The sequence below is a fragment of the Streptomyces sp. NPDC034043 genome, assembly GCF_055575675.1.
This window is the reverse complement of record NZ_JBVISF010000001.1, coordinates 251,031-272,619: the sequence shown is the minus strand read 5'-3', so window position 1 is coordinate 272,619 and position 21,589 is coordinate 251,031. Positions and strand designations below refer to the sequence as shown.

Genomic DNA, 21,589 nt, shown 5'->3' with positions numbered 1-21,589 from the left:
GAACCTACGGGCGTGATCGACCGGGCGTAGGGTTCATTTCCATGCGGAGATCATGGGTCAATCCGGTCGAGGAGGCGCGGGCCGGCGGCGGCGGTGCCCCCGCCGGAACGGGCAGCGACCTGCACCTGGACCTGAGCGGCGGGGGCAGCCTGCGGGCCCGGCTGATGCACGCCCTGCGGGAGGCGGTGCACTCGGGGCGGCTGGCGCCGGGGACCCGGCTGCCGCCCTACCGGACGCTCGCCGCGGACCTCGGGATCGCCCGCAACACCGTCGCCGACGCGTACGCCGAGCTGGTCGAGGAGGGCTGGCTGTCGGCGCGCCAGGGGTCCGGGACGCGGGTCGCGGAGCGGGCCGTCCCCCTGGAGCCGGAAGGCCCGCGCGCTCCGGCCCGGCCCGCGCCGCGGCGTACCGTCCACGATCTGCTGCCGAGCTCGCCGGACGCCTCGGCCTTCCCGCGCACGGCGTGGCTGGGCGCGGCCCGCCGGGCGCTGGCCGCCGCCCCTCAGGACGCCTTCGGGGTGGGCGACCCGCGCGGCCGGATCGAGCTGCGGCGCACGCTGACGGAGTACCTCGCGCGGGCGCGGGGCGTACGGACGGCACCCGACCGGGTCGTGGTCTGCTCCGGCTTCGCCCACGCGCTGGAACTGCTGGCCGGGGTGCTGACGGGCCCGGTCGCCGTCGAGTCGTACGGGCTGCCCTTCCACCGGGAGGTGCTGGCCCGGGCGGGGAGGGAGACGGTGCCGCTGACCGTGGACCGCCGGGGGGCGCGCGTCGGGGAGCTGGCGGCCACGGGGGCGCGGGCCGTGCTGCTCACGCCCGCGCACCAGTTCCCGACGGGCGGGCCGCTGCACCCCGAGCGGCGGGCGGCGGTGGTGGACTGGGCACGGGCCTGCGGCGGGGTGGTGATCGAGGACGACTACGACGGGGAGTTCCGCTACGACCGCCAGCCGGTGGGCGCCGTCCAGGGCCTGGACCCGGAGCGGACCGTGTACATCGGTTCCGTCAGCAAGAGCCTGTCGCCCGCGCTGCGGACGGGCTGGATGGTGCTGCCGGGCCGGCTGGTCGACGAGGTCCTGGAGGCGAAGGGGCCGCGCGAGATGTGGTCGGGGGTGACGGACCAGCTCACCCTGGCCGAGTTCATCGCCTCGGGCGGCTACGACCGCCACCTGCGCCGGATGCGGCAGGTGTACCGGCGGCGCCGCGACCTGCTGGCGGCGCGGCTGGCGGCCGAGGCGCCGCACGTCCGGGTCAGCGGGGTGGCGGCGGGGCTGCACGCGGTGCTGGAGCTGCCGCCGGGCACCGAGGAGGGCGCCCTGCGCGCGGCGCGGCGGGCGGGCGTGGCCCTGGAGGGGCTGCGGCCGTACCTGCACCCGGACAGTGCCATGGCCCCGCGGGACGGGCTGGTGCTCGGCTACGGCACCCCGCCCGAGCACGCGTTCGCGGCGGCGCTGGACGCCCTGTGCCTGGCGCTGCCCGGGCCGCCCGAGGCCGATGGGCTTTGAGGGGCGGCCGGGGCGCGGGGCGCGTCAGGGCCGGGGATCAGGGCCGGGTGTTCCAGCCCGCGATCACCGGGAGCCCGTGCTCCGTGGACAGCACGCTGACCGTGCCGGTGCGCAGGAGGAAGAGCCGGCCGTCCTGCGGGGGCAGTCCGAGGTAGCGGGCGGTCAGGACGCGCAGGAAGTGGCCGTGGGCGACGAGTACGACGTCGCCCCGACCGGCGCGCAGGGACTCGCCGACGCGGGCGAGGACCCGGTCCGCTCGGGCGCCGACCTGCTCCGCGTCCTCGCCGGGGTGCCGTGCGTCTCCCGGCGGGACGCCGTCGGTCCACAGCGACCAGTCGGGCCGGGTCCGCCTGATCTCCGCGGTGGTGACGCCCTCGTAGCCGCCGTAGTCCCATTCGTGGAGGGCCGGTTCGGGGATCCCGCTGGTCAGTCCGGCGAGTTCGGCCGTGGCGACGGCCCGGCCCAGGGGGCTGGTCAGCACCAGGGCGGGCGCACGGTCGCGGAAGTACGGGGCCAGCGAGAGGGCCTCCTCGACGCCCCGCGCGGTCAGCGGCACGTCGGTCAGCCCGGTGTGGCGCCCGTTGGCGCTCCATGCCGTCTCGCCGTGCCTCACCAGCAGCAGATCACTCATGCCCGGACCCTATGGCGGTGAGCCGGCGCGCGGCATGCCGGCCCCTGGAGCCGGGCGGGCGTGTCACGTCCGGGAGCCGCGCGGACCGGTGCGCGGCGGCGCTGCGCGGGAGCGGTAGGCGGGAGCGGTAGGCGAGACCGCCAATCGATGCGGAAACGGTGCAAGTGGATTCCGCCCGCCCCGCCTCGGGAGGCTGGGCCCATGGACACCGTTCTCCCGCAGGACACCACCGGTACCGCCCTGGAGGCGGGGTTCGCCGCCGGGGACGAGGCCTGCGCGGAGGCCGTCTTCCGGCGCTGGCGGCCCCTGGTGCTCGCCCTGGCCCGGCGGGCCCTGGGTGATCCCCGCGAGGCGGAGGACGTCACCCAGCAGGTGTTCCTCGCCGCATGGCGCGGCCGGGCGGGATACCGTCCGGGGCCGGGCGGGCTCGGGGCGTGGCTGACCGGCATCACCCGGCACAAGGTCGCCGACGCGCTCGAGGCCCGGAGCCGGCGGGCCCGGGTGGCGCGGGCCGAGGCGCGGGGCGCGGAGGAGCGGCGGGGCACCGGGGCGCGGGGGCCGGCGCCGGAGCAGGCCCTGGACCGGGTGCTGGTCCTCGGGGAGCTGGCCCGGCTGCCGGTGGCCCAGCGGCGCGTCCTGTGGCTGGCGTTCTACGCGGATCTGAGCCAGAGCCAGATCGCGGAGCGCACCGGGCTTCCGCTGGGCACCGTCAAGAGTCACACGCGGCGGGGCCTGGGTGCCCTGCGGCGGTCGCTGGAGCCCGCCCCGCCACCAGTTCCGCGATGACGGCGAGCCCGGACCGCAGCCCGAACAGCCGCCCGGTGCGCGGCCCCTGGGCCTCCGGACCCCAGCCGGGTCCCGCCAGCAGGAGAGCCGGGCGGCCGCGCGCGCCGCGCAACCCCCATTCGATGTCGGCGACCGAGCGGGCCAGGGCCCGGTCCGCGGTGGTGCGGGACTGCGCCCAGAGGACGGCGGCACGGGGACCCGTACGCCGTACCGCGTCGCACAGCGCCCCGGCGGGCAGGGCGGCGCCGAACATCCGGACCGGCACGCCCCGTTCGCCCAGGGCGGCGGCCAGGGCCTCGAGGGGCAGGCTGTGCAGCTCCCCCGGCGCGCACGCGAGGAGGACCGGGGGCACGCGCAGCGGTTCCGGCGCGGGGCGGACCCGGTGCAGGGCGGCGGAGATCTGCCAGGACAGCAGGTGCTCCACCTCGATGTAGCGCTCCCCCGCCGAGGCCCACTTGCGGCCCACGGCGTGCAGGGTCGGCGCGATCACCTCCTCCCAGGCCGCGACCGGTCCGTGTTCCGCAAGGGCGGCCTCCAGCAGTTCCGCCACCGCCGGCGCGTCCAGTCGTACGGCGGCCCGTGCGAGCCCCCGGCCCTCCGGCCGCACCTCCCCGAGGGGGAGGGCACCGGGCCCGCCCGGCGTCGCGCCGCCCGCCCGCCCCGCCGCGCGGGCGCCGGGGGCTGCGCCGAGCGCGACCCGGGCCGCCTCCGACGGGGGAACGCCCCTCGCGGTGAGCCGGCACATCTCCTCCAGGCGGGCGATGTCCCCGGGCGTCCAGCGGCGGTGCCGGCCGTCCTCGCGGTGGGCCGGTCCGATGGCGTAGCGGCGCTCCCAGGAGCGCAGCGTGGCCGGGGACACCCCGAGGCTGCGGGCGACGGCGCCGGTGCTGAGGGCGGGTTCGGGGTCCACCGGCCTACGGTACGCCGACCGGTGCGGCACCGGGCCGCGCCTGGCGGAAGCGGCCGAGCGCGTCGGCGAGGTCCACCAGCGGCGGCGGGTAGTCGTAGCGGGCCCGCTCGGGCTCGGGCAGCCGCCAGGGTTCGTGGACGCGGGGCGCGGCCAGGTCGGCCAGTTCCGGCACCCAGCGGTGGACGTAGCGGCCCTCGGGGTCGTAGCGCATGCCCTGGCGGACGGGGTTGAGGACCCGGTTGGGACGGGTGTCGGTGCCGGTGCCGGCCACCCACTGCCAGTTGAGCTGGTTGTTGGCGAGGTCCCCGTCCACGAGGAGGGCGAGGAAGTGCGCGGCTCCGGTCCGCCAGTCCACGTAGAGGCTCTTGGTGAGGAAGCTCGCGGCGAGCAGCCGGGCGCGGCCCGGCATCCAGCCCTCGTGGCGCAGCTGGCGCATGGCGGCGTCGACCACCGGGTAGCCGGTGCGGCCGTCCTTCCAGGCCCGGAGCTCCTCCTCGGCGGCGGGGCCGGTGCGCCAGTGGTCGTGGCGGGGGCGGTAGTCGGCGGCGGCGGCGTCGGGGCGGGCGGCGAGGACCTGGTGGTGGAAGTCGCGCCAGCACAGCTGCCGGACGAAGGCCTCGGCTCCGGGGCCGCCGACGGCGCGGGAGCGGTGGACGGCCTCGGTGGGCGAAAGGGTGCCGAAGTGCAGGTGCGGGGAGAGCCGGGAGGTGGCGTCGGCGGCGAGGTCGTCGTGGGTGTCCTCGTAGTCGGTGACGCCGGAGCGGAGCCAGTGGGTCAGCAGCCGACGGGCCTCGCGTTCGCCGCCGCGCGCGAGGCCCGGGGAGGTTCCGGTGACGGCGTCGCGGCGGGGCAGCGGCTCGGAGCCGATGTCCTCGGGTACCCGTACCCGGCGCGGGGCGGGGGCCAGGGCCCGCTGGGGCAGTGCCGTCCAGCGGCGCAGGTACGGGGTGAAGACGGCGAAGTGGCCAGCGCCCGAGCCGGTGGGGAGGACCGCCCCCGGGGCCACCGCCGTGACCACCGTGTCGTGGGTGTACAGGCGGCGGCCCTGCGCCTCCAGGGCCTCGCGCAGCCGTTCCTCGCGGGCCCGGGCGTAGCCGCTGACGCCGGCGGCCATGTGGACCTCGTCGGCGTCGGCCTCCCGCACCAGGGCGCAGACCTCGGCGACGGGTTCCCCGGAGCGCACCACGAGGCGTCCGCCGCGCTCGCGCAGGCCCGCGTCGAGGTCGGCGAGGCAGTCGGCGAGGAACGCCAGCCGGTTGGGCACGGCGAAGCCGGAGTCCTCGATGGTCCGGTCCCGGACGAAGAGCGGGACGACCTGGTCGCAGGAGGAGAGGGCGGCGCGCAGCGGTGGATGGTCGTGCAGGCGCAGGTCGGAGGTGTACAGGACCACGGCGGTGTTCATGGCGCTCGACTCCGTGTCGGGACTGTGCGGCGGTGGCGGGGGCGGCGGCCTCCGCCCTGTTCTTCGGTGCGGGGGACGCGACCGGATGCGGTCGCGTCCGGTCCGGACGGCCGGGGGCGGGCCGGTGGTCCGGCGGCCGGGGGTGCGGGCGGCGCAGACCGCCGGACGGCAGGACCGTCGGTCCGCCCGGACCGCCCGACGGCTCGAACCATCGGACATTCCAGGCCATTGGTACAGTCCTGACATGGCGGTGGACGAGCTCGACACCCGGATCCTGCGCCTGCTGATCGAGCAGCCGCGCACCAGCGTCCGCGAGTACGCCCGGATCCTCGGCGTGGCCCGCGGCACCCTCCAGGCGCGGCTGGACCGGCTTGAGCGCACCGGGGTGATCACCGGTACGGGTCCGGTGCTCTCCCCCGCCGCGCTGGGGCACCCGGTCCTGGCCTTCGTCCACATCGAGGTCACCCAGGGGCACCTGGACGAGGTCGGGGACGCGCTCGCGGCCGTGCCCGAGATCGTCGAGGCCTTCTCGATCACCGGCGGCGGGGACCTGCTGACGCGGGTGGTGGCCCGGGACGCCGGCCACCTGGAGGACGTGATCCAACGGCTGATCCGGATGCCGGGCGTGGTGCGCACCCGGACGGAGGTCGCCCTGCGCGAGCGGGTCGCGCACCGGCTGCTGCCGCTGGTGGAGTCCGTGGAGAGGGCGGCTCGCACACCCTGACAGGATGACCCGGACAGGTACGCGACCGGCAGGACGGGCACAGCGGATGATCTCCGTCATATTCGATCTCGACGGCACCCTCGTGGACAGCGAGCCGAACTACTACGAGTCGGGCCGCCGCGTCCTGGAGCGCCACGGCGTACCCGGTTTCACCTGGGAGGAGCACTCCCGCTTCATCGGCATCGGCACACTGGAGACGCTGGAGCTGCTCAAGGACCGCTACGGCCTGCGGGCCCCGGTCGAGCAGCTGCTGGCGGAGCAGAACGCCGCCTACCTGGAGCTGGCCCGCACCCGCACGGAGGCCTTCCCCCGGATGCGGGCCTTCGTGGAGCGGCTGCACGCGCGGGGCGTCCCGATGGCGGTGGCCTCCGGCTCCTCGCGGGAGGCGATCGACGCCGTCCTGGAGGGCACCGGCCTGGCCGCGCTGCTGACCACGGCCGTCTCCGCCGAGGAGGTCGAGCGCGGCAAGCCCGCCCCCGACGTGTTCCTGGAGGCCGCCCGCCGGCTCGGCGCCCGGCCCGCGGACTGCGTGGTCGTCGAGGACGCGGCACCGGGCGCGCTGGCCGCGCGGGCCGCGGGGATGGGCTGCGTGGCGGTCCCGTACGTGGCGGACACCGCCGGCGATCCGGCCTTCGCCGCGGCGGGTCTGCTCTTCGCGGGCGGTCAGCGGGAGTTCAGCGCCGACACCGCCGAGGAGTGGCTGTTCTCCCGGGGGACCGCAGGCCCCGCCTGACCTCGGCCGGTGAGCAGCGGGCGGGGGCTCGCGGACCGGGCCTCCCTCAGCGCATCACCCTCGGCAGGCGCAGGCTGAGCAGCGCCGTCACGGCGATCAGGCCCAGCTGGACCAGCAGGGTCACGGCGAGGGCGTCACGCATCCCCAGCGATCCGGCCAGCGCGAGGAAGAGGCTGCCGATGGTCGCCACGCCCAGGACCAACGAGGACTGCTGCGTGGTGATCATGACCCCGCTGCCCACTCCGGCCCGGTCCGCCGGAACGTCCGAGAGCATCAGCCGCATCAGCACCGGCAGCTGGAGGCCCTGCCCGAGGCCCGCGACGGCGACCCCCGGAGCCAGCCCGGCGAGACCGAGGTCCGGCCAGCCGTACCGGACGGCGGCCAGCACCAGGGCGATCCCGAGGGCCTGGATCAGGGCGCCGGCGGTGACGACCCGGCTGCCGAACCTGCCGACCAGCCGGGGTCCGGCGAGGGAGGCGCCGAAGAAAGCCAGGGCCATCGGCACCAGTGCGAGCCCCGCCGCCACCGGGCCCATGCGCAGGCCCTGCTGGAGTGCGACGGCGACCACGAACATGAACCCGCTGAAGCCGACCGAGAACGGCAGCAGCATCACCAGTCCGCGGCGCAGTGACACCAGCCGCAGCAGGCTCGGCGGCACGAGCGGGGTCCGCCCCAGCCGGTCGGCACGGCGCTCGGTCAGGTAGAAGGCCAGGGCCGCGAAGGGGGACACGGCCAGCGACACCCACGTCCACAGCGGCCAGCCGGCCGCCCGGCCCTCCGTCAGCGGCAGGAGCAGGGAGACCAGGGTGAACCCGAACAGCAGCGTTCCGGGGACGTCCACCGAAGCCGGACGGTCCGAGCGGGTCTCCGGTACGGCCCGGACGGCGAGCACCAGCCCGGCCACCGCCACGGGCACGTTGACGAGGAACACCGAGCGCCAGCCCGACCCGGCCACGTCGGCGGCGACCAGGAGCCCGCCGAGGATCTGTCCGGCGACCATGGACAGGCCGGCGGTGGCCCCGTACAGGCTCATCGCACGGGCTCGGCGCGGGCCCTGGGTGGTGGCCTGGATGGTGGCGAGCACCTGCGGCAGCATCAGCGCCGCCGCGGCACCCTGGGCGACCCGGGCGCCGACGAGGGTCCAGGCGGTGGGCGCCAGTCCGCAGGCGAGGGAGGTCAGCCCGAAGGCCGCCATCCCGACGACGAAGAGCCGGCGCCGGCCGAACGTGTCACCGATCCGGCCGCCCAGCACCAGCAGCACCGAGTAGGCGACCCCGTAGCCGCCGACGACCAGTTCCAGCATGGCCGGCCCGGCGGCCAGGTCGGTGTCGATGGCCGGCAGCGCCACGTTGACGATGAAGAAGTCGATCAGGGGCAGGGCGGCGCCCAGCAGGACGGTGAACAGCCCGAGCGGCGTAAGGGCGGCAGGCTCGGCGGCCGCGGGCCCGGCGGTGGCCGGGGCGGTCGGGGCCGAGGGGAAGGACGGGGAGGGGTGGGTCGTGCGTACGGTTGTTTCGCTCACGGGAGAGACGATCCACCGCCGCTCAGCCTGGTACCAGAGTCTCCTCATCCTGGTACCAGGAGTACCTGGCAACGGGATGGGCGGTGCGGCACGCTGGGGCCATGACCACCATTGCCCCCGAGAGCGACCTGCGCCGTCACGAGCTCGCCGACTTCCTGCGCAGCCGCCGCGAGCGGATCACCCCCGAACAGGTCGGGCTGGTCCGGGGCCCGCGCAGGCGCACCCCGGGGCTGCGCCGCGAGGAGGTCGCACAGCTCTCCGCCGTCGGCGTCACCTGGTACACCTGGCTGGAGCAGGCCCGCGAGATCCAGGTGTCGCCCCAGGTGCTGGACGCGCTGGCGCGGGCCCTGCTGATGGACTCCAGCGAGCGCGCCCACCTGTTCGCACTGGCCGGCAGCACCGACCCGGCGCCGAACACGCGCTGCCCGAGCGTCACCCCGGCGCTGCGGGCCATGCTCGACCAGCTCGATCCGATCCCCGCGTGCGTGCAGAACAGCCGGTACGACATCCTCGCCCACAACGGCACGTACGGGCGGCTGCTGTGCGACCTGGACGCGCTGCCGCCCGAGGACCGCAACTGCGTGTGGCTGGCGTTCACCAACGCGGACTGGCGCGCCTCCCTCGCGGACATGCCGGACGTGAACCGGCTGCTCGCGGCCAAGTTCCGGGCCTCCATGGCCGGGCACCTCGCGGAACCCGCCTGGAAGACGCTGCTGGCCCGGCTGGAGGCGGCCTCGCCGGAGTTCCGGGAGATCTGGGCCCGGCACGAGGTGGTGGGGGCGGGCGGCAACACCAAGTACATCCGCAACGCCCACGTGGGGCTGCTGCGCCTGGAGCACACCAGCCTGTGGCTGGGCCCCGCGTCGGGCGCGCGGCTGACGACCTTCGTCCCGCTGGACGAGGAGACCCGCCTGCGCCTGGAACGCCTGCACGGCCTCTCCCCCGCCGCGGCTCCGGCGCGGGCCGCGCGGGGGTGAGTCCCGGTCGGGGAAGATCCCGCACCCCCCGCCAGTTGGTAGAACCGTGAACGAATCGCTGAGGGACCCGGCCACCGTGGACGTGGACGTGGTGGTCGTCGGGGCGGGCCAGGCGGGCCTCTCCACCGCCTACCACCTGACCCGGGCCGGAATCGGGCACGTGGTGCTGGACCACTCGCCCCGCCCGGGCGGCGCCTGGCAGTTCCGCTGGCCCTCGCTGACCTACGGCAAGGTGCACGGGATGCACTCCCTGCCCGGCATGGAGCTGACCGGCGCCGATCCGCTGCGGCCCTCGTCCGAGGTGATCGGGGAGTACTTCGCGGCCTACGAGGAGCGCTTCGGCCTGCCCGTACGCCGCCCCGTGGACGTCACCGCCGTACGCGACGGCGGTCCGGGCGCCGACGGCCGCCTCCTCGTCGAGTCGGCGTCCGGCAGCTGGTCGGCCCGGGCGCTGGTCAACGCCACCGGGACCTGGGACCGGCCGTTCTGGCCGCGCTACCCGGGCCAGGAGCTGTTCCGGGGCCGCCAGCTGCACACCGCCAACTACCCCGGGCCCGGGGAGTTCGCCGGGGCCCGGGTGGTCGTGGTGGGCGGCGGCACCTCAGCGGTGCAGCATCTGCTGGAGATCTCCGAGGTGGCGGCCGCGACCACCTGGGTGACCCGGCGGCCGCCCGTCTTCCGCGCGGGGGGATTCGGCGAGGCGGAGGGCCGGGCGGCGGTGGCCCTGGTGGAGGAACGGGTCCGGCGGGGACTGCCCCCGCGGAGCGTGGTCAGCGTGACCGGGCTGGCCCTGACCGAAGGCGTACGGGCCGGACTGGACTCCGGGGTGCTGGAGCGGCTGCCCGTCTTCGACCGGATCACCCCGGCCGGGGTCGCGTGGGCGGACGGGCGGAACGTGGACGCCGACGTGATCCTGTGGGCCACCGGCTTCCGGGCCGCCGTCGACCACCTGGCGCCGCTGCGGCTGCGGGAGCCGGGCGGCGGGATCCGGGTCGAGGGGACCAGGGCGGTGCGTGACGAGCGGGTCCACCTGGTGGGCTACGGCCCGTCGGCCTCGACCGTCGGGGCCAACCGCGCGGGCGGCGCCGCCGTCCGCGAGATCCGGCGTCTGCTGGCCCGGGGCCCGGCGGTGACGGCCTGAGGATCCGGCCGTCCGCCCCACGGCCGGTGCGGACGGTGCGTGGCCGGGGCCGCCGCCGGCCGGCCGTGCTCACCCGTCTGACGGGGACGACGGGAGCCGGCCCCTGCTCATTTCGCGGCGGTGCCCTTCGCCTGGGATCCGGCCTGGGCGCGGGCGGGCGCACCGGCGGAGGGTGCGCCGGCGGACGGACCGGCGGCGGCGCGAAGCCGGTTGAACTCGGCGACGTGCTCCTTGTGTTCCTCGTAGGTCGCCGAGAAGCGGGTGTCCCCGGGCTTGACGGTGACGAAGAACAGCCAGTTTCCGGGCGTCGGCGCGACGGCGGCGGCCATGGCCCGCAGGCCCGGGCTGTCGATGGGGGTGGGGGGCAGGCCCTGGCGTTCGTAGGAGTTGAAGGGGTGGTCGATGCGGGTGTCGGCGAGCGTGGTGTCCACGGTGGTGCGGTTGAGGGCGTAATTGATGGTGGAGTCCATCTGGAGCGGCATCGACTTCGCCAGCCGGTTGTGGACCACCCGTGAGACCTTGCCCATGTCGGCCGGGTTGTCGGCTTCCGCCTCGATGACGCTGGCGAGGGTCGCCGTCTGGTAGGGGGTCATGCCGTGCGCTTTGGCACCGTCCGCGACGGCCTTGGTGGCCAGCTTCTGGTTGGCCGTCCGCACCATGAAGGCGAGCAGCGCGGCCGGGGTGGACCGTGAGGTCACCGGGTACGTCGCCGGGAAGAGGTAGCCCTCCGGGTTGCCCTTCGCCTCCGCGGGCAGGTCGAGAGGCGCCGTGGCGACGGCCGTCTTGGTGGTGCCCGCGGGGAGTTCGAGCGCGCGGTCGACGGCGGCGTAGACCTGTGCGGCCCGCCAGCCCTCGGGGATCAGCAACTGGCGTGGCGTCTCGGGCGCCTGCTCCCTGGGCAGCAGGGGTTCGATCACCACGGTGGCGAGACCGATCAGGAGGAGCGCGCCGAGGAGGAGCACCATGCGGCCTCGCCGGGTGAGCCGGGAGCGGCGCGGTGGCGGCTGGTACGGCCGGTACTCATCAGGCATGCGGGCACGCTAACCCCTGAAACCTGACCTTCCGGGCATCACACCCCGCTCCAGTCGTACGATCACACGTTCACCGGAGTGGGTACGGGTTCCCCCGCCGCCGGCCCCGCGCCGGAGCCGCCCGGCTCCGCGCCGGAGCCGTCCCGCTCGGGCGCCCGCGCGGCATCCCGGTCCCGGCGGACCAGCGCTGCGTAGCGGCCTCCGGCTCCCAGCAGTTCCTCGTGCGTCCCGCGCTCGGCTATCCGGCCGGCGTCCAGGACCACGATCTGGTCGGCGTCACGGACGGTGGAGAGGCGGTGGGCGATGGTGATGGTGGTGCGGCCCTTGGAGAGGTTGTCGATGGCGCGCTGCACGGCGTGCTCGGTACGGGTGTCGAGGGCGCTGGTGGCCTCGTCGAGGATGAGCACCGGCGGGTCCCGCAGGATCGTGCGCGCGATCGCCAGCCGCTGCTTCTCGCCTCCGGAGAAGCGGTAGCCGCGCTCGCCGACGAGGGTGTCGTAGCCGTCGGGCAGGGACTCGATGTGGTCGTGGATCTGAGCCGCGCGGGCCGCCTCGACGATCTCCTCGCGGGTGGCGTCCGGCTTGGCGAAGCGGAGGTTGTCGGCCACCGAGGCGTGGAACAGGTAGGTCTCCTGGGAGACCACGCCTATGGACCGGGCCAGCGAGTCGAAGTCGAGGTCGCGTACGTCCACCCCGTCGAGGGCGACCCGCCCGCCGGTCACGTCGTAGAGCCGGGGCACCAGGTAGCTGAGGGTGCTCTTGCCGGAGCCGGTGGGGCCGACCACGGCGAGGGAGCCGCCGGCCGGGACGGTGATGTCGATGCCGGTGAGGGTGGGGCCGGCCTGGGGCTCGTAGGCGAAGTGCACGTCCTCCAGACGGATCTCGCCCCTCGCGCGCTCCAGACGCACCGGCTGGGCCCGCTCGGTGATGTCGACCGGCAGGTCGAGGTACTCGAAGATCCGGGCGAACAGGGCGAGCGAGGTCTGGATCTGCACCCCGGTCGACAGCAGGCTGACGGCCGGCCGGAACAGGCCCTGCTGGAGGGTGACGAAGGCGACGAGGGTGCCGACGGAGAGCGAGGGAGCGCCGGTCTGCAGGGCGATGCCCGCGGCCCAGTAGATCAGCGCGGGCATGGCGGCCATGACGATGCCGATGGTGGACATCCGCCAGCGCCCGGCCATGCTGGAGCGCACCTCGAGGCCGACCAGCTTCTCGGACTCCTCGGCGAAGGCGGCGGTGAGGGACTGCGAGCGACCCATGGTGCGGCCGAGCAGGATGCCGCTGACCGACAGGGACTCGGTGACGGTCGCGGCCATGGCGGCCATCTGCTTCTGCCGCTGCGTGGTGATCCTCTTGCGCTCCCGGCCCACCCGCCGGCTGATCCACACGAAGACGGGCAGCAGCAGGAGGGAGACCACGGTCAGCCGCCAGTCGAGCGCGAGCATCGCGACGACGGAGGCGATCACGGCGGTCAGGTTCGACACGAGCGAGGTCGCCGTCGAGGTGACGGTGGCCTGCATGCCGCCGATGTCATTGGCTATGCGGGACTGCACCTCACCGGTGCGGGTGCGGGTGAAGAAGGCCAGCGGCATCCGCTGGAGCTGGGCGTAGACGGCGGTGCGCAGGTCGTGCATGACGCGCTGGCCGACCGTGGTGGAGATCAGGGTCTGGAGCACGCCGAAGACGCTGGTCACGACCGCCGTGAGGATCATCCCGAGCGCGAGCAGGCTGAGCAGGCCGGTCCGGCCCTGGGGGATCGCGACGTCGAGGATCTCCTTGAGCAGGAACGGGGAGGCCACGCCGACCAGCGAGGACGCACCGACCAGCACTCCGACCACGGCGAGGCGGCCCCGATAGGGGCGGAACAGTCCGAGGATCCGGCGCAGCTCGCGGGGGCGGTCCGCCGGTCCCGGGCGGCTCGGGTCGAGGGCTTCGTTCGATGGTGTCCACTTCGGTTCGTCGTGGCGCATGGGCCTCCTTATGACGGGACTCGAATGAGCATAGCTCATTGTTACCTATGCTCACAATGAATCCGGTCCTGATACTGTTCCCAGTATGAGCACCGGTTCCGAGAGCGACACCCGCGATTCCACCGACGGCGTCCTCGCCGAGCAGCTGCTGCGCCTGACGCGCCGACTCCACCGCATCCAGAAGCGCCACATGGAGCCGCTCGGGATCACCCCCGCCCAGGGCCGGCTGCTGCGCCTGGTCTCGCACTACGGCGGGGACCAGCCGCCCCGGATGGCCGATCTCGCGACGCGCCTCGAAGTGGTGCCGCGTGCCGTGACCACGCTCGTGGACGGGCTGGAGGCCGCCGACTGCGTACGCCGCGTGCCCGACCCCGCCAACCGGCGCGTCATCCGGATCGAGCTCACCGAAACCGGCCGCGCCACGCTGCGCCGTCTGCGCAACGCGCGGACCGACGCGGCAGAGGAGATCCTGTCCCCATTGACCGCCGAACAGCGCGAGGTGCTCGGCGGTCTGCTGAACGCGCTGGCGGACGCTCCCGCGGAGCGCCGCTGCTGAGACGGGCGGCCCGGCGCCGGCGCGCGGACCGCGACACACGAGGGGCCTGCTCATGCCGCTGCTCGAACCGAAGCCCGGAGCCCTGCGCCCGCGCGGACCCCGCGCCCCCGCCCCCGACCGGGTCCCCGACCGGCTGGCCGACGGCACTCCGCCCGCCCTGCGCGAGGAGCTCAGCGAGCTGCTCGGCGCCGAGAAGGTGCTGTGGAAGGTCTCCGACCTGGTCCGCTACGCCACCGACGCCTCCCCGTACCGGTTCGTGCCGCAGGTCGTGGTGGTCGCCGAGGACATCGACGACATCTCCGCGGTCCTCTCGTACGCCCACGGCAGACAGCGCGAGGTGGTCTTCCGCGCCGCCGGGACCTCGCTGAACGGCCAGGCGCAGGGCGAGGACATCCTGGTCGACGTACGCCGCCACTGGGCCGGCGTCGAGGTCCTGGAGGAGGGCCGGCGCGCCCGGATCCGGCCCGGCACCACCGTGTTCCGGGCCAATGCCGCCCTGGCCCGGTACGGCCGGATCCTGGGCCCCGACCCGGCCAGTGCCGTGGCCTGCACCCTGGGCGGGGTCGTCGCCAACAACTCCTCCGGCATGACGGCCGGGACCACGAGGAACGCGTACCGCACCCTGTCCTCCCTCACCCTGGTCCTGCCGACCGGCACCGTCGTGGACACCGCCGACCCGCTCGCCGACGAGGAGCTGGCCCGGGCGGAACCGGCCCTGTGCCACGGGCTGATGGAGCTCAAGGGGGAGATCGAGGCCGATCCGGCCCTGGTCGCCCGGATCCGCGCCAAGTACGAGATCAAGAACACCACCGGCTACCGCCTCGACGCCTACCTGGACGGCACCACGCCCGTCGAGATCCTGCGCGGTCTGATGGTCGGCTCGGAGGGCACCCTCGGCTTCATCGCGGAGGTCGTCTTCGACACCCTCCCCCTGGACCGCGAGCTCACCACCGCCCTGCTCTTCTTCCCCTCCCTGCCGGCCGCGGCCGCCGCCGTACCGCTCTTCAACGACGCGGGCGCCCTCGCCGTCGAGCTGATGGACGGGAACACCCTGCGAGCCTCGGTCAGCGTCGCGGGCGTGCCCGCCGACTGGGCGGAGCTGCCCAGGGACACCGCCGCGCTGCTGGTGGAGTTCCGGGCCCCGGACGCGGCGGGCCGCGCCGTGTACGAACGCCGCGCGGCCGCGATCCTGCCCGCGCTGGAGCTGGTCGCGCCGGTCGCCTCCGTCACCAACGCCTTCACCGGCGACCCGGCCGCCATCGCCGGCTACTGGAAGGCCCGCAAGGCCTTCGTCACCGCCGTCGGCGGGGCCCGGCCGCCCGGCACCACCCTGATCACCGAGGACTTCGCCGTTCCGCCGTCCCGCCTGGCGGAGGCCTGCGAGGCCCTCCTCGCGCTCCAGGCCGAGCACGGCTTCGACGCGGCCGTCGCCGGTCACGCGGCCCACGGGAACCTGCACTTCCTGCTCGCCTTCGACGCCGCCGAGCCCGCCGACGTCGAGCGGTACGCGGCCTTCATGGACGCCTTCTGCCACCTCACGGTGGAGCGGTTCGACGGCTCCCTGAAGGCCGAGCACTCCACCGGCCGCAACATGGCCCCCTTCCTGGAACTGGAGTGGGGGCCCCGGGCCGCCGACCTGATGTGGCGCACCAAACGGCTCATCGACCCGGACTCGGTCCTCGCCCCGGGCATCGTCCTGGACCGTGATCCGCTGGCCCACCTGCGGGGCCTGAAGACGATCCCGAGGGTGGAGGAGGTGGCCGACCCGTGCATCGAGTGCGGTTTCTGCGAACCGACCTGCCCCAGCGGGGACCTGACGACCACTCCGCGCCAGCGGATCGTGCTGCGGCGGGAGATGATGCGCCAGCAGCCGGGCTCCCCCGTGCTGGCGGGGCTGCTCGACGCCTACGGCTACGACGCCGTCGACACCTGCGCGGGCGACTCCACCTGCAAGCTCGCCTGCCCGGTCGGAATCGACACCGGTGCGCTGATGAGGGACTTCCGCCACCGCAGGCACGGCCCGCGCGAGGAGCGGGCCGCCGAACTGGCCGCCCGGCGCTTCCGTGCCGTCGAAGCCGGTGCCCGGCTGGCCGTGGCCGCCTCCGACCGGATCACGCGCGTGCTCGGGGACCGGGTACTCGTCGCCGTCACGGCCGCCGCGCGCAAGGCCGTACGCCCCGACCTGGTACCGGAGTGGCTGCCGCGGATCCCCGGGGCCGCTGCCCGGCGCCTGCCCGCGACCCGGCGGGTGGGGGCGGCGGCCGTGTACTACCCGGCCTGCGTCAACCGGATCTTCGGCGGTCCCGAGGGCCACCCCGGCCCCTCGCTGCCGGAGGCGGTCGTGGCCGTGTCGGAGCGGGCGGGGAAGCCGGTGTGGATCCCCGGCGACGTGGCCGGGACCTGCTGCGCCACGATCTGGCACTCCAAGGGGTACGAGGCCGGCAACCGGCTGATGGCCAACCGCGTCGTCGAGGCCGCCTGGGGCTGGACGGCCGGGGGCCGGCTCCCCCTGGTGGTGGACGCCTCCTCCTGCACCCTGGGCCTCGCGCAGGAGGTGGTTCCCTTCCTGACCGCGGACAACCTCGCCCTGCACGCGGAACTGCGGATCGTCGACTCCGTCGTGTGGGCGGCGGAGGAACTGCTGCCGCACCTGGAGATCCGGCGCACCGTCGGCTCGGCGGTCCTGCACCCGACCTGCTCGATGCGGCACCTGGGCGACGAGGCGCAGCTGCGCGCGGTGGCCGGGGCCTGCGCCCGGGAGGTGGTGGTCCCGGACGACGCGGGCTGCTGCGCCTTCGCCGGCGACCGGGGGATGCTGCACCCGGAACTGCCGGCCTCGGCGACGGCGCGGGAGGCCGCGGAGGTGACGGCACGGCAGTTCGACGCACACCTGTCGGCGAACCGGATGTGCGAAGTGGGCATGGACCAGGCCACCGGCCGCCCCTACCACTCGGCACTGATCGAGCTGGAGCGCGCCACGCGCCCTTGAACGCACCGGCGCACGCGGAGGTGACAGCCGTCGCGCGCGCCGGAGCGGGCGCCGTATGCGCGCCCCCGGGTCGGAAAATCGATTGCCCGGGCCCGGTCGGGAGGACGAACCTTGCGCGGGTTGCAGTCATCGACCAGTTCGTGGGGCGTCATGCAGATCAGCGATCTTCCCTATCCGGATCCCGGGGTACCCGACGCCCGTTCCGGCCCCCGTTTCCTCTGGTGGCTGGGGAGGGGCCAACTCGGCGGCCAGGCCCGCAGCCTGGCCTGGGGCCTCGTGCACTTCTGCGGGATCGCCGGGCTCCCGTACACGGTCGGCCTCGGCGTCGAGGCCGTCGTGGACCGCGACGGCGGGGGGCTGCTGCTGGCGGGCGGGCTGCTCCTGATCCTCGGCGCGGCCGTCTCCGTCGGCGACGCCATGCTCCACCGCACCGCCGTCACCAACTGGATCACCGCGGCCGCGCGGGTGCAGCAGCTCCTCGCCCGCAAGACCGCCGAACTGGGCTCCGCGCTGACCCGCCGGGTCGCGGCCGGAGAAATCACGGCGGTGTCCACGGGTGACGTGGAGAAAATCGGATGGTTCGTCGAGGCCGTCTCCCGGTTCCTCGCCGCCGCCTTCGCGGTCGTCGCCCTCTGCGTGGGCCTGGTCCTCTACGCACCCGCGATCGGGGTGGTCGTCGCCGCGGGCATGCCGGTGCTGGCCCTGTCGGTACTGCCGCTGCTGCCGCGTGCCACCCGGCGGGCGGACCTCCAGCGGGAGAAGGCCGGCAAGGCCACCGAGCTGGCCTCCGACACGGTGGCGGGCCTGCGGGTGCTGCGCGGGATCGGCGGTGAGGAGCTGTTCCTGGGCCGCTACCGCGAGGCCTCGCAGGAGGTCCGCGAGGCCGCCGTGCGCAGCGCCCGGATGTGGGCCCTGATCTCCGCGATCCAGGTGCTGCTGCCGGGGGCCCTGCTGATCACCGTGGTCTGGTACGGCGCGCTGCTCGTACTGGACGGCCGGCTGGCGGTCGGTGAACTCGTGGCGGCCTTCAGCGCGGTGGCCACGATGCTCTACCCCCTCCAGCACTTCCAGGAGATCGCGATGGCGTACTCCTTCTCGCGGCCCTCCGCCGAGCGGGCGGCCCGGGTGCTGTCGCTGACGCGCTCGCAGGACGGGGCGGACGGCCCGGTCACCGGCCGGGCGGCCGCTCCGGCGCCGGGCGGGGACCTGTACGACCCGGGGACCGGGCTGCTGGCCCCGGCCGGGCTGTGCACGGCGGTCGTGTGCGGGGACCCGGACCTGGCAGGGCGGCTCGCGGAGCGCCTCGGCGGGCACCCCGTGGACGGCGACGGCGGGACTCCCCCCGTGCTGCTGGGCGGGGTCGCGCTGGACGAACTCGCGCTGGACACGGCGCGCGAGCTGGTCCTCGTACAGGACAAGGACCCGGTGCTGCTGTCCGGGACGCTGCGCGAGCTGTTCGACGTACCGGCCTCCGGGTCGGTCACGGCGGGGGCCGCGCTGGCCGCCGCGCAGTGCGGTGACGTCCTGGACGCCCTGCTCCAGTCGGCGCCCGACGGCGTGGAGGACCCCATGGACGCGCGGATCACCGAGCGCGGCCGGTCCCTGTCGGGCGGGCAGCGCCAGCGGCTGGCGCTGGCCAGGTCCCTGGTGACCGACCCGGAGGTGCTGGTACTGGACGAGCCGACCTCGGCGGTGGACTCGCACACCGAGGCGCGGATCGCGGACGGGATCGCGGAACTGCGCGCCGGGCGCACGACGGTGGTGCTGGCCTCGTCACCGCTGCTGCTGGACCGGGCGGACCGGGTCGTCCTGGTCCACGAGGGCCGGGCGGTGGCGGCGGGCAGCCACCGGGAGCTGCTGAGGGACGAACCGCGCTACCGGGCGGTCGTCACCCGGGAGACGGAAGAGGAACAGCGGCCGGCGGGGCCCGGCGCGGCCCGGCCGGCCGAAGAGCAGGAACTCACAGGGATCGAGGAATCGGCATGATCGGCGTGGCTCCGCCGCACTACGATCCGGCGGCTCCCGAGACGGCCGCCACCCTGCCCGTGGGCACGTCGGCGACCGTGCGGGACTACGTGCGCGGGCTGCTGCGGCGGCACCGGCGGGCCTTCACGGTGCTGGTCGCGGTCAACGCGGCCGCGGTGACCGCCTCGATGGCCGGCCCCTACCTGCTGGGCAGGGTCGTCGACGGGCTCTCCGCGGGGACGCGGGATCTCCATCTGGGGCGTGTGGCGCTGCTGTTCGCGCTGGCGCTGGCCGCGCAGACGTGCTTCGTGCGGCTGGTGCGGCTGCGCGGGGCGATGCTCGGCGAGGAGATGCTGGCCGATCTGCGCGAGGACTTCCTGGTGCGTTCGGTCGGTCTGCCGCCGGGCGTCTTGGAGCGGGCCGGCACCGGCGACCTGCTGTCGCGGATCACCACCGACATCGACCGCCTGGCCAACGCGATGCGGGAGGCCGTGCCGCAGCTGGCGATCGGCGTGGTGTGGGCCGGGCTGCTCTACGGCGCGCTCGCGGTCACGGCGGCGCCGCTGGCGCTGGCCGCGCTGGTGGCGCTCCCGGTGCTGGTCATCGGGTGCCGCTGGTACTTCCGGCGGGCTCCCTCGGCGTACCGGTCGGAGGCGGCCGGGTACGCGGCGGTCGCGGCGGCGCTGACGGAGACGGTGGACGCGGGGCGCACCGTCGAGGCGCACCGTCTGGGCGGGCGCCGGATCGAGCTGTCGGAGCGGCGGATCAAGGAGTGGACGGCCTGGGAGCGGTACACCCTCTTCCTGCGGACGGTCCTGTTCCCCGTCGTGAACGTCACCTATGTGACGATCCTCGGCTCGGTGCTGGTGATCGGCGGCTACTGCGTGATGCGGGGCTGGATGTCGGTGGGCCAGCTGACCACCGGGGCGCTGCTGGCACAGATGATGGTCGACCCGATCGGGCTGATCCTGCGCTGGTACGACGAGCTGCAGATCGCCCAGGTGTCGCTGGCGCGGCTGGTGGGCGTGCGGGAGATCGAGCCGGACGCGGGTGACCGGTCGGTCGCCCCCGAGGGCCGGGACGTGCGGGCCGACGAGGTCCGCTTCGGCTACCGGGAGGGCGTGGACGTCCTGCACCGGGTGTCGATGTCCGTGCCGCCGGGCACCCGGATGGCGCTGGTGGGGCCGTCGGGGGCGGGCAAGTCCACGCTGGGCCGGCTGCTGGCGGGCATCTACGCGCCCCGGGCGGGTGAGGTCACGCTCGGCGGGGCCCGGCTGTCGCGGATGCCGGCGGAACGGGTCCGCGAGCACGTGGCGCTGGTCAACCAGGAACACCACGTGTTCGTCGGCACCCTGCGGGACAACCTGCGCCTGGCCCGGGCGGGTGCCGTGGACGCCGAGCTGTGGGCGGCGCTGGGCGCGGTGGACGCGGCCGGCTGGGCGCGGGACCTGGAATCGGGGCTGGACACCGAGGTCGGATCCGGCGGGAGCGCGCTGACGCCGGCGCAGGCCCAGCAGGTCGCGCTGGCCCGGCTGGTGCTGGCGGATCCGCACACGCTGGTGCTGGACGAGGCGACCTCGCTGCTGGATCCGCGTGCGGCCCGCCATCTGGAGCGCTCGCTGGCGCGGGTGCTGGACGGCCGTACGGTGATCGCGATCGCGCACCGCCTGCACACCGCGCACGACGCGGACGTGATCGCGGTGGTCGAGGGCGGGCGGATCAGTGAGCTCGGTTCGCACGACGAGCTCGTGGCCGCCGACGGGGCGTACGCGGCCCTGTGGCGGTCCTGGCACGGCTGAGAGTCCGCGCCGGGCGGGAGCCCCCGCCCCGCGCGGGCCGCCGCGAGGGGCCGGTGACGGGCGGGCGCGGGCAGGCCGGTGACGGGGCCGGCCGGTGGTCTCAGATGAAGCCGAGGGCAGTGGCGCCGCCCATGCCGCCGAGCAGCATGAAGACCGGCATGAGCACCTTGAGCTCGATCCAGCTGCCCGCGCGGAAGCGCATCATCTTCGGCGGGCCCAGCGCGTACCAGCGCTTCCCGGCGATGGGCAGGGGCCACAGGATCGGGCAGCCGGAGACGGTCAGCGCGTCGCCGATGTCGTGGACCAGCGCGCCGAGCATGATCGGCAGGCCGAGCCAGAGGTACTCCTGGCCGGGGCCGCTGAACAGCCAGCCCGCGCCGTTGCCCGGTTGGTCGAGCACCCCGGCCAGGATCCAGGCGCTGGTCCCGCCGAGCAGCCAGACGAGGACGTCGCTGGACATCCGGGCCGCCCGCCACAGCAGCCCTTCGACGGCCAGCACCAGGTGTACGAAGAGCAGCCCCAGCACGCCCCAGCGGTCGAAGCCGACCGCGACCGCCGAGGATCCGGCGCCTATGAGGACGGCCCAGAGCCAGGTGTGGGTCAGGGTGCGGTGGCCCCCGCTGCGGCGGGCGTCGCGCGGGGTCCGGGTCGCCTTGTAGACGGCGTACGACATCTTGTCGACCACCTCGCACAGGCCCCGGGACAGCGGTCCGAAGGCACGTGAGATCGTCGCCGACTTGTGGTCGAGGTCGGGGGCGAGGGCCGCGCCGGCGCAGATGAGGGCACCCACGACCAGTACCGGCCAGGGCATCGGGTGTCCGGCGGCGGCCACCGCCGCGCCCACCCCCAGCCAGGCCGCAGCTCCGGACAGTGAGTGCGCCGGACCCATCATGCTCGTTTCCCGCCCCGGTCCTGTCGTGGTGGGGCCCTGTGGAGGGATTCGGTCGGGCC

Annotated in this window: 17 protein-coding genes; 10 read left to right on the top strand and 7 right to left on the bottom strand. The window is 75.0% G+C overall.

Translation table 11 applies throughout. The annotated features are described in order from the left end of the window. Positions 1 to 41: 41 nt before the first annotated feature. Positions 42 to 1,502, top strand: coding sequence for a MocR-like pyridoxine biosynthesis transcription factor PdxR (gene pdxR, locus ACZ51S_RS01575; protein WP_468476127.1), 1,461 nt, complete (start codon positions 42 to 44; stop codon positions 1,500 to 1,502). Between the two features lie 37 nt (positions 1,503 to 1,539). Here pdxR and ACZ51S_RS01570 read toward each other — a convergent pair whose 3' ends face one another. Continuing rightward, entirely contained in the window at positions 1,540 to 2,133 is a 594-nt protein-coding gene (locus tag ACZ51S_RS01570) for a histidine phosphatase family protein (RefSeq protein ID WP_468476126.1), read from the bottom strand. A 201-nt stretch (positions 2,134 to 2,334) separates the two neighbouring features. On the opposite strand from ACZ51S_RS01570, the gene ACZ51S_RS01565 reads away from it, so the two are divergent. Further along, positions 2,335 to 2,919 (top strand): RNA polymerase sigma factor, encoded by a 585-nt coding sequence (locus ACZ51S_RS01565; RefSeq protein WP_468476125.1) that lies wholly within the window; start codon positions 2,335 to 2,337, stop codon positions 2,917 to 2,919. Here ACZ51S_RS01565 and ACZ51S_RS01560 read toward each other — a convergent pair. Next, positions 2,843 to 3,829, bottom strand: a complete 987-nt coding sequence (locus ACZ51S_RS01560; RefSeq protein WP_468801739.1) for a MerR family transcriptional regulator — start codon at positions 3,827 to 3,829, stop codon at positions 2,843 to 2,845. The genes ACZ51S_RS01565 and ACZ51S_RS01560 overlap by 77 nt on opposite strands. A gap of 4 nt (positions 3,830 to 3,833) precedes the next feature. Continuing rightward, complete coding sequence (locus ACZ51S_RS01555; RefSeq protein WP_468476123.1) at positions 3,834 to 5,231, bottom strand: cryptochrome/photolyase family protein; 1,398 nt, start codon at positions 5,229 to 5,231, stop codon at positions 3,834 to 3,836. Positions 5,232 to 5,475: 244 nt separating this feature from the next. On the opposite strand from ACZ51S_RS01555, the gene ACZ51S_RS01550 reads away from it, so the two are divergent. Together ACZ51S_RS01550 and ACZ51S_RS01545 are read left to right on the top strand one after the other, a co-directional pair. Beyond that, positions 5,476 to 5,955: an Lrp/AsnC family transcriptional regulator gene (locus tag ACZ51S_RS01550; RefSeq protein WP_468959246.1), complete on the top strand. Its 480-nt coding sequence runs from the start codon at positions 5,476 to 5,478 to the stop codon at positions 5,953 to 5,955. Positions 5,956 to 5,959: 4 nt separating this feature from the next. Continuing rightward, positions 5,960 to 6,688, top strand: coding sequence for an HAD family hydrolase (locus ACZ51S_RS01545; protein ID WP_468476121.1), 729 nt, complete (start codon positions 5,960 to 5,962; stop codon positions 6,686 to 6,688). A gap of 46 nt (positions 6,689 to 6,734) precedes the next feature. Here ACZ51S_RS01545 and ACZ51S_RS01540 read toward each other — a convergent pair whose 3' ends face one another. Then, positions 6,735 to 8,210 (bottom strand): MFS transporter, encoded by a 1,476-nt coding sequence (locus ACZ51S_RS01540; protein WP_468959244.1) that lies wholly within the window; start codon positions 8,208 to 8,210, stop codon positions 6,735 to 6,737. A gap of 101 nt (positions 8,211 to 8,311) precedes the next feature. On the opposite strand from ACZ51S_RS01540, the gene ACZ51S_RS01535 reads away from it, so the two are divergent. After that, on the top strand, positions 8,312 to 9,187 hold the full coding sequence (locus tag ACZ51S_RS01535; RefSeq protein WP_468885320.1) for a helix-turn-helix transcriptional regulator: 876 nt from the start codon (positions 8,312 to 8,314) through the stop codon (positions 9,185 to 9,187). A gap of 46 nt (positions 9,188 to 9,233) precedes the next feature. Beyond that, on the top strand, positions 9,234 to 10,328 hold the full coding sequence (locus tag ACZ51S_RS01530; protein ID WP_468476118.1) for an FAD-dependent oxidoreductase: 1,095 nt from the start codon (positions 9,234 to 9,236) through the stop codon (positions 10,326 to 10,328). A gap of 107 nt (positions 10,329 to 10,435) precedes the next feature. Here the strand turns inward: ACZ51S_RS01530 and mltG are convergent, their stop codons facing one another. After that, complete coding sequence (gene mltG, locus ACZ51S_RS01525) at positions 10,436 to 11,359, bottom strand: endolytic transglycosylase MltG (RefSeq protein ID WP_468476117.1); 924 nt, start codon at positions 11,357 to 11,359, stop codon at positions 10,436 to 10,438. A 62-nt stretch (positions 11,360 to 11,421) separates the two neighbouring features. After that, positions 11,422 to 13,329, bottom strand: coding sequence for an ABC transporter ATP-binding protein (locus ACZ51S_RS01520; RefSeq protein WP_468476116.1), 1,908 nt, complete (start codon positions 13,327 to 13,329; stop codon positions 11,422 to 11,424). An 85-nt stretch (positions 13,330 to 13,414) separates the two neighbouring features. Here ACZ51S_RS01520 and ACZ51S_RS01515 point away from each other — a divergent pair, with 85 nt between their 5' ends. The 4 genes from ACZ51S_RS01515 (at position 13,415) to ACZ51S_RS01500 (ending at position 20,638) form a co-directional block, all read left to right on the top strand. After that, the gene (locus ACZ51S_RS01515) at positions 13,415 to 13,885 is read left to right on the top strand and encodes a MarR family winged helix-turn-helix transcriptional regulator (protein WP_388936908.1); all 471 of its coding nucleotides are present in this window, start codon (positions 13,415 to 13,417) and stop codon (positions 13,883 to 13,885) included. A gap of 52 nt (positions 13,886 to 13,937) precedes the next feature. Then, positions 13,938 to 16,874, top strand: a complete 2,937-nt coding sequence (locus tag ACZ51S_RS01510) for an FAD-binding and (Fe-S)-binding domain-containing protein (protein WP_468959243.1) — start codon at positions 13,938 to 13,940, stop codon at positions 16,872 to 16,874. A gap of 150 nt (positions 16,875 to 17,024) precedes the next feature. Further along, complete coding sequence (locus ACZ51S_RS01505; protein ID WP_468476204.1) at positions 17,025 to 18,860, top strand: ABC transporter transmembrane domain-containing protein; 1,836 nt, start codon at positions 17,025 to 17,027, stop codon at positions 18,858 to 18,860. Then, positions 18,857 to 20,638, top strand: a complete 1,782-nt coding sequence (locus ACZ51S_RS01500) for an ABC transporter ATP-binding protein (RefSeq protein ID WP_468959241.1) — start codon at positions 18,857 to 18,859, stop codon at positions 20,636 to 20,638. The genes ACZ51S_RS01505 and ACZ51S_RS01500 overlap by 4 nt, the downstream gene beginning before the upstream one ends. A gap of 100 nt (positions 20,639 to 20,738) precedes the next feature. Here ACZ51S_RS01500 and ACZ51S_RS01495 read toward each other — a convergent pair whose 3' ends face one another. After that, a complete protein-coding gene (locus ACZ51S_RS01495; RefSeq protein ID WP_468476112.1) occupies positions 20,739 to 21,530 on the bottom strand; it encodes a metal-dependent hydrolase in 792 nt (263 codons plus the stop codon). Positions 21,531 to 21,589 lie beyond the last annotated feature (59 nt).